At 67.8% G+C, this 12,307-nt stretch carries 15 protein-coding genes; 7 read left to right on the forward strand and 8 right to left on the reverse strand.

Translation table 11 applies throughout. From position 1 onward, the window contains the following. Positions 1-158: 158 nt before the first annotated feature. Both ACFW2E_RS19470 and ACFW2E_RS19475 read right to left on the reverse strand, forming a co-directional pair. The gene (locus ACFW2E_RS19470; RefSeq protein WP_384467971.1) at positions 159-1,778 is read right to left on the reverse strand and encodes an MDR family MFS transporter; all 1,620 of its coding nucleotides are present in this window, start codon (positions 1,776-1,778) and stop codon (positions 159-161) included. 286 nt (positions 1,779-2,064) lie between these two features. Further along, complete coding sequence (locus tag ACFW2E_RS19475; RefSeq protein WP_384467973.1) at positions 2,065-2,511, reverse strand: transposase; 447 nt, start codon at positions 2,509-2,511, stop codon at positions 2,065-2,067. On the opposite strand from ACFW2E_RS19475, the gene ACFW2E_RS19480 reads away from it, so the two are divergent. The 5 genes from ACFW2E_RS19480 (at position 2,444) to ACFW2E_RS19500 (ending at position 5,403) form a co-directional block, all read left to right on the forward strand. Further along, positions 2,444-2,833 (forward strand): hypothetical protein, encoded by a 390-nt coding sequence (locus tag ACFW2E_RS19480; protein ID WP_384467999.1) that lies wholly within the window; start codon positions 2,444-2,446, stop codon positions 2,831-2,833. The two genes, ACFW2E_RS19475 and ACFW2E_RS19480, sit on opposite strands and share 68 nt — an antisense overlap. A 39-nt stretch (positions 2,834-2,872) precedes the next feature. Further along, a complete protein-coding gene (locus ACFW2E_RS19485; RefSeq protein ID WP_384467975.1) occupies positions 2,873-3,007 on the forward strand; it encodes a hypothetical protein in 135 nt (44 codons plus the stop codon). Between the two features lie 356 nt (positions 3,008-3,363). Next, positions 3,364-3,900, forward strand: a complete 537-nt coding sequence (locus ACFW2E_RS19490) for a hypothetical protein (protein WP_384467977.1) — start codon at positions 3,364-3,366, stop codon at positions 3,898-3,900. A 277-nt stretch (positions 3,901-4,177) separates the two neighbouring features. Continuing rightward, positions 4,178-4,750, forward strand: coding sequence for a TetR/AcrR family transcriptional regulator (locus tag ACFW2E_RS19495; RefSeq protein WP_384467979.1), 573 nt, complete (start codon positions 4,178-4,180; stop codon positions 4,748-4,750). Between the two features lie 20 nt (positions 4,751-4,770). Beyond that, on the forward strand, positions 4,771-5,403 hold the full coding sequence (locus ACFW2E_RS19500) for an AAA family ATPase (RefSeq protein WP_384467997.1): 633 nt from the start codon (positions 4,771-4,773) through the stop codon (positions 5,401-5,403). Between the two features lie 310 nt (positions 5,404-5,713). Here ACFW2E_RS19500 and msrB read toward each other — a convergent pair whose 3' ends face one another. From msrB to ACFW2E_RS19530, 6 genes are all read right to left on the reverse strand, one after another. Further along, complete coding sequence (gene msrB, locus ACFW2E_RS19505; protein WP_384467981.1) at positions 5,714-6,115, reverse strand: peptide-methionine (R)-S-oxide reductase MsrB; 402 nt, start codon at positions 6,113-6,115, stop codon at positions 5,714-5,716. Positions 6,116-6,432: 317 nt separating this feature from the next. Further along, a complete protein-coding gene (locus tag ACFW2E_RS19510; RefSeq protein ID WP_384467983.1) occupies positions 6,433-6,807 on the reverse strand; it encodes a sec-independent translocase in 375 nt (124 codons plus the stop codon). A 78-nt stretch (positions 6,808-6,885) separates the two neighbouring features. Continuing rightward, the gene (tatC, locus tag ACFW2E_RS19515) at positions 6,886-7,803 is read right to left on the reverse strand and encodes a twin-arginine translocase subunit TatC (RefSeq protein ID WP_384467985.1); all 918 of its coding nucleotides are present in this window, start codon (positions 7,801-7,803) and stop codon (positions 6,886-6,888) included. Between the two features lie 106 nt (positions 7,804-7,909). Further along, positions 7,910-8,191 (reverse strand): Sec-independent protein translocase subunit TatA, encoded by a 282-nt coding sequence (gene tatA, locus ACFW2E_RS19520; RefSeq protein ID WP_384467987.1) that lies wholly within the window; start codon positions 8,189-8,191, stop codon positions 7,910-7,912. Positions 8,192-8,439: 248 nt separating this feature from the next. Next, positions 8,440-9,627 (reverse strand): epoxide hydrolase family protein, encoded by a 1,188-nt coding sequence (locus tag ACFW2E_RS19525; protein ID WP_384467989.1) that lies wholly within the window; start codon positions 9,625-9,627, stop codon positions 8,440-8,442. Between the two features lie 339 nt (positions 9,628-9,966). Beyond that, positions 9,967-10,323, reverse strand: coding sequence for a hypothetical protein (locus ACFW2E_RS19530; RefSeq protein ID WP_384467991.1), 357 nt, complete (start codon positions 10,321-10,323; stop codon positions 9,967-9,969). A gap of 191 nt (positions 10,324-10,514) precedes the next feature. On the opposite strand from ACFW2E_RS19530, the gene ACFW2E_RS19535 reads away from it, so the two are divergent. Together ACFW2E_RS19535 and ACFW2E_RS19540 are read left to right on the forward strand one after the other, a co-directional pair. Then, a complete protein-coding gene (locus tag ACFW2E_RS19535) occupies positions 10,515-11,111 on the forward strand; it encodes an FAD-dependent oxidoreductase (protein WP_384467993.1) in 597 nt (198 codons plus the stop codon). A 186-nt stretch (positions 11,112-11,297) separates the two neighbouring features. Then, a partial coding sequence (locus ACFW2E_RS19540; RefSeq protein ID WP_384467995.1) for a cupredoxin domain-containing protein occupies positions 11,298-12,307 on the forward strand: 1,010 nt, incomplete at its 3' end.

Here is a 12,307-nt window from a genome sequence, read left to right on the forward strand (position 1 = left end):
GCGAACTCCGCCGCGCCGCGGGGTGGCCCCCGCGCGCGGGGCCACGGGGGGGTCCCCCCCCCCGCCCCCCCCCGCGCCCCCGGCCAGCGCAGCGGTGACGGCCACCGGCATCCCCACGGATGCCAACACCCACCGGACCCGCATCGGCCGGACCAAGGTCACGAACTACAGCACCGTGACGCCGGTAGGTCAGGCGCTGTCGGGGTGTGGGCGGCGGCCGAGCGCATCGGCACCTCCTTGATGAAGAGGATGGCGATCAGCGTCAGCAGCGCGAACGGCGCAGCGGCCAGGAAGACCGCGCCCACGCCCTTGCCGAAGGCGTCCTCGATGAACGGCCGCACGCCCGGCGGGATCAGACTGAGGTCCGGGATCGCCGAGTTCTTCAACGGCTGCGCCGCGGCCAGCGGCACCCTCCCGGCCAGCAGGTCCTGCGTCACCTGGTGGTTCACCCGGTTGTTGAGCAGCGCGCCCAGCGCGGAGACGCCGCTCGCGCCGCCCATCGTGCGGAAGAAGGCGACCAGCGCGCTGGCCGAGCCCAGTTCCTGGACGGGCACGGCGTTTTGCACCGCCAGCACGAGGTTCTGCATCATCATGCCGATGCCGAGCCCCGAGAACGTCATCGAGACCGCAACCTGCCAGTACGCGGTCTCCGTGCGGACGGTGCCCAACAGAGCAAAGCCCGCGGTGAGGCAGACCGCGCCGAGCACCAGGAAGATCTTCCACCGGCCGATCCGCGTTATCAGGCGGCCGGTCAGCAGGGAGGCGATGCCGAGGGCGAGCACCATGGGCAGGGTGTAGACGCCGGACAGGGTGGGTGATTTTTCCCGGGCCAGCTGGAAGTACTCGCCGAGGAAAGTGGTCTGGCTGTACATGCCGGCGCCGACGGTCACCGAGGCCAGACACGCGAGCGTGACCGTCCGGTGACGGAAGAGGTGCAGCGGTACGACCGGCTCCGCGGCCCGCCGCTCCACGAGGACCGCAAGCGCGAAGAGCACGAGGCTGCCGCCGACCATCGCGCAGGTCTGCCAGGAGAACCACGGGTACTTGTCCCCGGCCAGAGTGACCCAGCCCAGCAGCAGGCTCACCGTCGCGGCGATCACCACGGAGCCGAGGTAGTCCACCTTCACCAGCCGCTTCACGGTCGGCAGGTGGAGGGTCTTCTGCAGCAGCACCAGGGCGAGGATGCCGAACGGCACGCCGACGTAGAAGCACCAGCGCCAGCCGAGCCAGGGGGTGTCCACGATGGTGCCGCCGATGAGCGGTCCGGTGACGGTGCCGAGCGCGAAGACCAGGCCGAAGTAGCCGATGTAGCGGCCGCGTTCGCGCGGGGTGGTCATGGCCGCCACGCAGACCTGGCCCAGCGCGGTGACGCCGCCCACCCCGACGCCCTGCAGCACCCGGCAGGCGATCAACTCACTGGTGTTCTGGGAGAGCCCGGCCAGCATGGAGGCGAGCACGTAGATGCCGAGGCCGAGCTGCACCAGCAGCTTCTTGCTGACCAGGTCGGAGAGCTTGCCCCAGAGCGGGGTGGTGGCGGCGAGGGAGAGCAGGGTGGCGGCGACGATCCAGGTGTAGGCCGACTCCCCGCCATGCAGGTCGTGGAGGATCGTCGGCAGCGCGGTGGCCACGATGGTGGACGAGAGCATGGCCATGAAGAGCCCGAGCAGTAGCCCGGACATGGCGGACAGGATCTCCCGATCGGACATCCCGCCGTCGATCTCGCTGCCGCGCACGGACTGGCTCGCCTGGCTCCCACCCGGTGTTACGGCCCGGCTCACGTACATCTCCTCACCTTAGGTAGACAGGTCTGTACAGTAAGGAGGGCAAGACTAGACAGATCTGTCTGATGCGTCAATCCGGCTCCTCACGTCACGGCGTCAGCCGCCGGACGGGGCGTGGGCGGCTCCACGCCCGGCACCGGGGCCGCCGGCGCTCTTCGGCGGCGTCGCGGCTTCGATACCCGCGGCCGGCAGCGGCGGCTTGCCGGATCAGAGGTCGGACATCGACTGCGATTCCGTTCTCCGAGGACGAGGCAACCTGACGGCCGACCGCGGTGGCACGTCATCACGGCGCCCGCAGTACGACTCCCACCGGCCAGTACACGGCCCGCCTCCGGCCGGGAGGGACAGGTCCGCATGAAGACCTGGAAGGCGGCACGTCCACATGGGCCCTCCCCCGGCGGTGCGGTGACCGGTGCGAGCATCCCGCCACCAGAGAGTGTGAACTGACGAGATCTAGGTGATCGCGTACGGCCAGACCGCCTCGATGGCCCCGGGCAGGCCCGTGGGCCCGTCGCAGCACACGATCAGCGCGCCCTTCAGGCCGTGGCGCTTGTGCCGGTGAGCACGCACAGCCAGAACTTCGCCCCTCGTCGCCCTCGACCCAGATCCCCAGCACGTTCTTGATGGCGTCGACCTCCACACCGATGACCAGGTGCACGACCTTGTTCACCACCGTGCCGCCGTCGCGGACCTCGATCCGGATCGCATCGACGTACAAGATCGCGTACATCTCGCCCAGCGGCCGGTTCCGCCAGGCGGCGACCGCGTCGGCAACCGTCGAGACCAGCGCCGGGGCAGGACGGCAGGAGACTGTGCACTGCCTCCTCGCGAAGGCAGGAGTGTGTCGCCAGGAAGGCGCCAGGGGTCGGCGAAGTCGACGGCTCCGTGCTGGTCGGCCGGGGCGTGCGGGGCGGTCGGCGGGCAGCAGCGAGATCGGCGGCGAGCTGGATGCCGGCACCCGGTCCAAGCCGAGAGGCAAGCGCCTGTCCGGCACACCAGCGCTGTACCTGCTGGCCTCGACGAGCGCGCCGACGCCGCTGTACGCCCTGTAGCAGGCGCGATGGGGCTTCTCGCCGATCACGACCACCGTCGTGTTCGGTGTCTACGCGCTGTCCGTGCTCATCTCGCCGCTGACCCTGGGCAAGCTGTCCGACCACGTCGGCCGCAGGCCCGTGCTGCTGGTGACGCTGCTGATCCAGGTCGCGACGATGGTTCGCCACGGCTGACGGCGTGCCCTCGCTGCTGTTCGCCCGTGTCATACAGGGCGTCGCGACCGGTGCTGCCATCGGTGCGGTCGGCGCAGGCATGCTCGACATCGACACGAGGCACCGCCAGTTGGCCAATGCGGTGTCGCCGACCATCGGCACGGGGAGCGGCGCGCTTGTGTCGGCGCTGTTGGTGCGCTACCTGCCCGCGCCCACGCATCTTGTCTACTTCCTGTTGCTGGCGGTGTTCGCGCTGCAGGCGATCGGCGTCGCCCTGATGCGTGAGACGGTCACGCCGGCACCTGGTGCGCCGGCCAGCCTCAGGCCCGAGATCAAGCTGCCGCGGGAGGTCGGCGCACCTGCTGGCCGCGGCTCCCGTGCTGTTCGCCGGATGGGCGTTGGCAGGGCTGTACGGCGCCCTCGGCCCCGCGCTCGTCGCTACGCTGACCGGCGGCAACGCCGAGGTGCTTGGGGGCATGAGCGTGTTCGTGCTGGCCGGCGTCGCTGGGGTCGCGGTGGCCGTGCTGCGCAACGCTCAGCCGAGAACGATGGTGCTGATCGGGATCGGCTCGCTGCCTGTGGGCGTCGTCACCACCCTCGTCGCGCTCGCTGTGGTGTCGCTGCCGTTGTTCTTCGTCGGCACCGCGGTTGCAGGGGCCGCCTTCGGTGCCCGGTTCCAGGGCAGCATCCGTACGGTGGTGCCGCAGGTCACGCCGCACGAGCGGGCCGGTGTGCTGTCGCTGCTGTACGTGGTCTCGTACCTCGGCTTCGGTGTGCCCGTCGTGGCGGCCGGTTACCTGATCGTGCATGGCGCGGGTCTGCTGGGCGCGACCCGGGACTACGGTGTCGCAGTGATCGTGCTGGCGGCAGTGGCGCTGCTCGCGCTGATGCGGACCCGGCGTGCCGCTCGGTGACTGATCTGGTGCTCAGATCGGGGCGGGTATCCAGGCGCCTCGGCCGTCGAAGGCCCGGGTGACCACGTCGAGCAGGTTCTTCCCCCGTTTCGCAGCGGTGGACAGGTAGCCACGTACGGCGAAGAAGCGTTCGGCGCCGAGCCTCGTGCGTGTTTGTTGCCGAAGGGGAAACGCCAGTCGAAGGCGAACCTCAAGTACTTGGTCCGGTTCGGCATCGAGGCCGTCGAGCAGTAGTCTGTACCGACCTGTCTAGTCTGAAGGGATGAGGGTGATGACAATGGCGAGGACCACGGCCAGGTCATCCGCGCGTGAGCGTCTGCTGGCCGCCGCCGACGAGCTGTTCTACGACGAGGGCATCCGCTCGGTCGGCATCGACCGGGTGATCGAGCGTGCGGGCGTCGCGAAGGCATCCCTGTACAACACGTTCGGCAGCAAGGACAAGCTGATCCACGCCTATCTGAAGGGCAGGCACGAGAAAGTCGCCGCGCGCATTTCGGCGGCGGTCGCAGCTGCCGAGACGCCGAGGGAACGCTTGCTCGCGGTGTTCGACGCGCAGGCGGCGTCGTACGCCGATTCCGGCTTCCGCGGATGCCCGTTCGTCCGCGCCAGCGCCGAGGCCCGGCCCGGTGACACGGTGGACCAGGCGACGAGCGACTACCGCGCGTGGGTACGCGACCTGTTCACCGAGCTGGCCGAGCAGGCCGGCGCGTCCGACCCGGCGGCGCTCGCCCGCGCACTGCACATGGTCTACGACGGCGCTGTTGTGTCCGCCCGAAGTGACCATGACCCCGGCACGGGTGCCGTCGCACGGGCCGCCGCCGGTGTGCTGCTGGACGCGACGCTGGGCTGACCCGCCGGGACCTTCCGGGCCTGGTCACCCCCCGATCCGTCGGACGGGGGACCGAACTGCGGGAGCTGCTCGGGGCGCTGGCGCACCCTCCTGCGGTGGTGCCGGTGGAGGGCGAGGCCGGGATCGGAAAGAGCCGGCTGCTCCGGGAGATGCTCGATGTGCCCGAGGTCGGCGGCCGGCGGGCGCTGGTGACGGCCTGCCAGCCGTCCCGCAACGCGCTGCCCCTGGCCCCCATCGTGGACGCGCTTCAGCAGGTCGGCCCGGACCTGGCAGGGATCGAACTGAGCCCGCTCGCGGGCACGTTGCGTCCGCCCTTCCCCGAGTGGGCGACCGAACTGCCGGCCGCGCCGGAACCGATCACGGACTCCGGGGCTGCCCGCCACCGCCTGATACGGGCCCTTGCCGAACTGCTCGACCAGCTCGGGGTCGAGGTGCTGGTCGTCGAGGACGTGCACTGGGCAGACGACGCGACCGTCGACTTCCTGCTGTTCATCGCCTTCCGGCTGGCCGGCCGGATCAGCGTGGTCCTCAGCTACCGGCCCCGCAGACCTTCCGGCGGATTCGCCGTTGCCCCGGCTGTCTTCGCGGCCGGCAGCCAAAGGCGCGCACGCGCGCATCACCCTCGGGGCGCTCGGGGTGGCCGAAAGCAGTGAGCTGGTGTCGTCCATGCTCGACGGCGGGCAAATCAGGCCCTGAACGGAATGTTCATCGCTGCAGTCGATTACGTGATTACGCGACGGAGCACGACGGACTCACCATCGTCCAGCTATGCGCCTGACCCCAGTCGGGTCGAGAGCATCTGATCATTGCTCCGGCACAGAACTACCGCCAACGTCGTCTTCCGCGATCGCGACCACCCCAAGCCGTCCGGCCTGCGCCGCACCCAACGACGCGACCTCATCGACGGTTGCCTCGCCGAAACCAGCCTCTCGCTCGGCACGACAACTCCACGCAAGATTCAGGTCATTCGGAATCGGCAGGCTTCAGTCGCAGAGAGAGGCTGTTGATGCAGTATCGCTTGTCTGTCGGCGTGTCAAATCCCTCACCTTCGAACAATTCCCCAAGATATGACCCACAACGAGCGCACCGAACCACGGGGTACGACAATCCATGCTGTTGCACTTCGACAGAATCGAGGTCCTTGGGGTTGTAGAACGCAGGCCAGCCACAGCGAGAGTCAAATTTCTCCTCAGAAGTGAAAAGATCAGCACCGCAGGCCCGGCAAGAGTAGACGCCTTCTTCCTTCGTACCGGTGTACTCTCCCGTAAACGGCGCTTCGTCCGTAGCACCACGCAGCACCCCGTACTCAGCGGGAGTGAGCTCCGCACGCCACTCGGGGTCTGATTTTTCGATGTCGTACGCCATGACATCACCCTTCAAGGTTGAAATACTACTTCAGGAAGTAAGTAGCGATCGATGGATTGGTTTGTGCAGTGGAAGCGCTCATGGGGGCGTGGCTATGGCTCCGTCGGGCTGCCGGATCTGTGGGTCGAAAAGGTCATGGTCGCGGTTGGAGACCCAGTTCACACGCCACGGTGGCAGCGGCTCGCAGTGGCGTCCAGCCGGTAGACGACGCTGCATGCGCCCATCACGGGGAGTCGCCAGCAGAGCGATGCATGTTGTCAGTCAGCCCCGGAGCAATGCCCTGCGCGGTGGTGGTCCACCGAGGTGTGGGCTCGTGGTCAGCCGGTGGGCCGGTCGTCGGTGCTGTGGGGCATGTGCGCGTGGTCGGCTTGCACCGATGCCTTGATTTCCCGGGTGTTTTCCGCAATGTCGTGGCGCAGGCCCTGGATGTCGTTCAGGCCGTAGTCGTCGCCGTGGGCGGCCAGTTGTTTGCGGACGAAGGCCTTGGGGTTGATGTCCTGAAAGTCGAATTCTTCGAACCCGGGGCCCAGTTCCTTGCGGATGTCCTGCTTGGCGCTCTCGGCGAATTCCCGGACCTTGCGGAGGATCCGCATGGCCTCGGTGATCATCTTGGGGAGTTTGTCCGGGCCGAAGATGAACACGGCGACGACGGCGAGCGTGACCGCTTCGAGGGGACTCACATCGAATATCACCCTATGCCTCCTCAGAAGTTCGGGCAGGTGTTCTCGGAGTGTTCGGGGGATTCTCCACAAGGTCTGCGAGTGCAGCGGTCATGCGGTGTCATCGGGATGGGTGGCCGTGGGCTGGGCGGCTTCGAGGCCGGCGGCATGCACCGGTTGCGGGGAATGCGGGGCGGTGGCGCCCACAGGGGAGGGAGTCAGGTCCACCAAGGAGGCCTCGTCCGCGCCGAGTCCGTGGTCGGGATCCGCGGCCCGGCGGCGCGCCTTCGCGCGGTCGCGGAAGGTCGCGACAGCCAGGGCGACCAGGAACAGCAGGCTGATGGGCACGGCCAGAGCGGTCATGGTGATCGGATCGCCGGTCGGGGTGGCGACCGCGGCAAAGACGAAGACACCGAAGACGATGACCTGCCACCGTCGCCGCAGAGCCGCGGCGCTGAGGATGCCCAGGAAGTTCAACAGGACTACCAGCAGCGGCAGTTCGAAGGACAGACCGAAGACGAGCAGCATGCGCAGGAAGAAGTCCAGGAACTCGTCCCCGGGCAGCGACAGGGAGAAGGCAACCGGGTTGAAGCCCGACAAAACCCCCACAGCCTTGGGGAAGACCACGTAGGCGAGGTATCCGCCGAAACAGAACAGGGGGACGGCCGCCGCGGCGAAGCCGAGCCCGTATCTCCTCTCCCGCTTGTACAGTCCCGGCGCGATGAAGGCCCACAGCTGGTAGCTCCATACCGGAGCGGCCATGACGAACCCGGCCGTCACCGCCACCTTGAAGCTCAACGTCAGCGGGGACAGGATCCCGGTGTTGACCAGCAGACCGTTCGGACAGTCCCGGGTCGGCCGCCCCACCCCGTGGACATGGGGCAAAGCACAGGCCGGGCCGGTGATCCGCCCGAGCAGCCAGTCGTGGACCAGCCACCCGGCAACAGTGGTGACCACCAGAGCCAGCACCGAGACAGCCAGGCGGTTACGCAACTCGCGCAGATGCCCCGTCAACGGCATCACGCCCATGGCAGCATTCTGCGGTTGTTCGAAAGCGGTGGATCCGCTGTGGTGGGTGTCGTTCACCGTATGCCTTCGGTTTCTGGTGGCCAGCGGGTGCGGCGGCGGTGCGCGGTCAGACTCGGTCAGCCGTTTCCGTTTCGATGTCCGCCTGGCTGCGTCCGGCCTCGGCCGGTACGGCCTGGATACGTGCGCGCGGAGGGGTGGTCGACCGGGCGGTGGTCGACTGGGCGGTGGTCGACTGGGCGGTGTCGGTCTTCATGGCGCTGACTTCGGACTTGAAGATGCGCAGGGACTTGCCCAGCCCGCGCGCGGTCTCGGGCAGTCGCTTCGCCCCGAAGAGCAGCAGCACGACGGCCGCGATGATCAGGATTTCCAGAGCACGGTTCTCAAACATGTGATTCTCGCTCCCATACGGGCTCGGATGTCGGTTCGGTATCCGAGCCGCGTCTCGGTGAGGGGACAAAGCCGGTTTCGGCCAGGGCGGAGGTCTCGGGCCGCCTGGCAGCCGGGACTGGGGAAGACACCCGGTTCGGCAGGGCCGGGCGGCTCGAGTGGAAGCCGCCCGGCTCTACCGTCGGGCGCGGACTGTGCACGCCGCCGACTGCGGACCGTCCTCGGGCTGTCCGCGGTGCGGGGCAGCGCTTAGCGCAGCGGTCGCAGGCCCTTGCGCAGTTCGTGGACGAACAGCGTCGGCTGCTCCCAGGCGGCGAAGTGGCCGCCGGTGGGGAGCGTGTTGTAGTGGATCAGGTTGGGGTAGGCCTTCTCGGTCCAGCTCTTGGGGGCCTCGTAGATCTCGTGAGGGAAGACACTCACGGCCACCGGCAGCGTAACGCCCTTGGACGAGAAGAACTGGAACTTGTTCTCCCAGTACAGACGCGCCGCGGAGACCGCGGTGTCCGTCAGCCAGTACAGCGTGACGTTGTCCAGGAAGTCGTCCCGGCTCAGGCCGCCGGGGTTGCCGGCGAAGGCCTGCGAGATCAGCTCCTGGCTGGCGTGGTCGTGGTCGAGCAGATAGGACGCCAGACCGAGCGGGGAATCGGTCAGCCCGACCAGGGACTGCGGACGCCGGCCCATCTGGTTGGCGTAGCCGACACGCTTGTAGAAGAAGTCGAGCTGCGCGACCGTCCGCTTCTCCTCGGCGGAGAAGCCGGTGGTGTCCACCGGGTTGCCGGCAAAGAGCGCGGCGTCGAGCGCGGCCGGAACCACACCGGCCATGTTGGTGTGGATGCCGACCAGCCCCTGGGGCTTCTGCAGGGCCATCAGGTCCACGATGACCGCGCCCCAGTCGCCACCCTGCGCGGCGTACTTGGTGTAACCCAGGCGCTTCATCAGCACGGCCCAGGCACGGGCGATACGGTCCGGGCCCCAGCCGGTGGTGGTCGGCTTGCCGGAGAAGCCGTAGCCGGGCATCGACGGGATCACCACGTGAAAGGCATCCGACGCCTTGCCGCCGTGCGCAGTGGGGTTGACCAGCGGATCGATGATCTTCACCTGCTCGATGACCGAACCCGGCCAGCCGTGGGTGACGATCAGCGGCAGCGCGTCCCTGTGCTTCGAACGCACGTGGATGAAGTGGATGTCCAGGCCGTCGATCTCGGTGATGAACTGCGGATAGGAGTTCAGCCTCGCCTCGACCTTGCGCCAGTCGTACCCCGACGCCCAGTAGCCGGCAATCTGCTTCACCGTCTCCAGCTTCGTACCCTGCGACAGGTCGGGAACGGTCTCCTTCCCGGGCAGCCGCGCAGACACGATACGTGCACGCAGTTCCGTAAGCTCTGCCTCGGGGATCTTGACCTTGAACGGGCGGATCTCCGCGGATGTGGCGGACATTTTGGCCTCCTTGTTGTGCAATGAATGAGAAATCGGGAAGGGCCGTGCAGCACTTCTGCCGATGCAAACGGAATGCGTAAATTCGCCTGTTCGAGAGGCGACAAGGATTGGCGGTGGGAGCACTACCGAGGTTCGGTAGCCCTTCTCCGCCCAGCTCTCCAGGTCCTGGCAGAGCTAGCAGGTGAGGGCGTCTGCGACTGGTCGGCGACGCCTCCCTCTTGGGCCGGCACGCGGTCTTGGTACGCGAGCGCAGGTCCTCAGGGGCCGCCTTGGGAACTCGAGCGGGAAGCCGGACTCCCAGCAATTCCTCCCGAAGAGACCAGCCGCCTCTTCCTGCGGTCAGCGCGGATTCACCGCGCCCGTTCCCGTTCTGGCGACGCCATTGACAGTAGGGCCCGGCTTGCCATCCCGGTGATCTGTCATGTGGCTGCAGTTGCTGAAGCCGATATATCGATTACTTAGGTAACCGCATGAGCCTGCGGGGCCCGCATCCACCTGCTCCACGCCAAAGACCTGGTCCTCGGCCGCGCAGTCGACGTCCAGGAAGGATCGCAGCACCTCGCCGAGGTCCTTCGCCCGATCAACGTCGGAGACGGGCAGCACAATGAGTTCAAGCTTCAAACCATGGTGATGTCCTCGCTTCTGGCTCAACAGGCAGTTGCGGCCGACGGACGCTGATGCCACCTCGCCAGCCATCGAAAACCTATCGCCCACTCACCTCGTGCACAAGTTAATCTGGTGCACTTTAAACGTGGCAAAGGTCACTGACAATCGGCACGGGCTGGGCGTGACGTGCCCCAGCGCGCCCGATGCGTGCGCAGCGCCGGCCGGCGCGACGGGTCCCCCTCCCCCTCCGCAGGTGTATGGGCCCGCCCGGCCCGGTCTTCATGCTGTTGGTGGAGGGAGGACTCCCCGGACAGAATTGTGATCAGTGGGACTGCGCCCTCACGACCGCGCACTGCACGGTAGGCACCTCGACGGTGGAGGCGGACGGGCATGCGGCACTACGATCTCGTCGTCCTCGGGGCAGGCGGCGGCAACATGCTGCTCAACGAAGAATCGATCGCCTTCGGACCGCCATCGTCGAACCGGACCGTTTCGGCGGCACGTGCCTCAACCGCGGGTGCATCCCGAGCAAGATGTTCGTCATCGCGGCGGACGCGGCCGAGGACGCGCGGGCGGCACAGCGCCTTGGTGTGCATGTGAGCATCGCGCCCGTCGGCTGGAGAGCCGTCCGTGACCGGGTGTTCAGCCACACCGATCCGCTGCACGAAAGTGCGGTCGACTATCGCAGGAAGAGCGGTGTCGACGTGTACACCGAGGAGGCACGGTTCGTCGCCCCGAAGGTGATCCAGGTCGCAGACGCGCGGATAACCGCCGACACATTCGTCATCGCGATCGGGTCACGGCCGGTGGTGCCGGACATTCCTGGCCTCGACACCGTGGCTTACCACAACCTCGGACACCATCATGCGGATCGATGATGTGCCCCCGTCCATGGTCGTGATCGGGGCGGCTTCATCGCGGCTGAGTTCGGCCACGTATTCCTCTGTCTGGTGCGGCGGTCTGGAGCCGGACGGTCCAGGACCAGTGGGGCCGTTCAGCCCTTACCCGGCAGGGGTACTCGCGCACAGGCTGGAGAGTGACCCGCCAAGGGAGGCGAGAAGCCCATGGGTACCCTCGAAATCGTCGTCGTCCTCGCCTCGGCCGCGCTGATCGCCGCACTGGGCTGGTACTTCTTCGGGCCGCGCCGGGCCGGTGCCGCCCGGCTGGAAGGCGGTGTACAGCGGGTGGAGGTGACCGTACGGGGCGGCTACAGCCCTGACGTGATCAAGGTCCGCCAAGGCACACCTGTAGAGCTGGTCTTCGATCGCCAGGAAGCGGGCGAGTGCACCTCCCGGGTGGTCTTCCCCGACCTCAAGGTCGGTGCCGGCCTGCCCGCCCACACCCGCACGACCGTACGGCTGAACCCCGACCGTTCGGGTTCCTTCGGCTTCGATTGCGGCATGAACATGATCCACGGCACGCTCCTCGTCGAACCCCCGGAAGGCACCGCACCGCCCATTCCGGACGGCGCCGACACCACGGCCGCCATTCCCCCCGCACCCGCTGCTTCAACCGGCGCACCTCCGTCAGCCGGTGAGGAACGGACGGCCGCCGAGGCGGAGGCCGCAGACGCCGCCGAGCGACAAGCGGAGATCAAGGACCTCACCCGCAGGGTGCTGGTTGGCGCGGTGCTCACCGCCCCGGTGCTGTTCGCGGTGATGGCGCACGAACTGTTCGGCGCCACCTGGGTGCCCGGCTGGATGCTGAACCACTGGCTGCAGCTGGCCCTGATCACGCCGGTGATGTTCTACACCGGGTGGCCGATCCATCTGACGGGCTGGCTGACCCTGCGCCACCGCGCCGCCGACATGAACTCCCTGATCACCCTGGGTACGAGTGCCGCCTACGGCTACAGCCTGCTGGTCACCCTCGCCCCGGGTCTGCTGCCCGAGGACGTACGGGAGGTCTACTTCGAGGCCGTCGGCGTCATCCTGACCCTGATCCTGCTCGGCCGGCTGCTGGAGGCCCGAGCGAAGGCCGGCACCGGTGAGGCCATCCGCGCCCTGCTAGGTCTGCAGGCGCGCACCGCGCGCGTGGTGCGCAACGGTGCCGAGACGGAGGTCCCGGTGGAGGA

It is taken from the genome of Streptomyces sp. NPDC058964 (assembly GCF_042741275.1).
GTDB lineage: Bacteria > Actinomycetota > Actinomycetes > Streptomycetales > Streptomycetaceae > Streptomyces.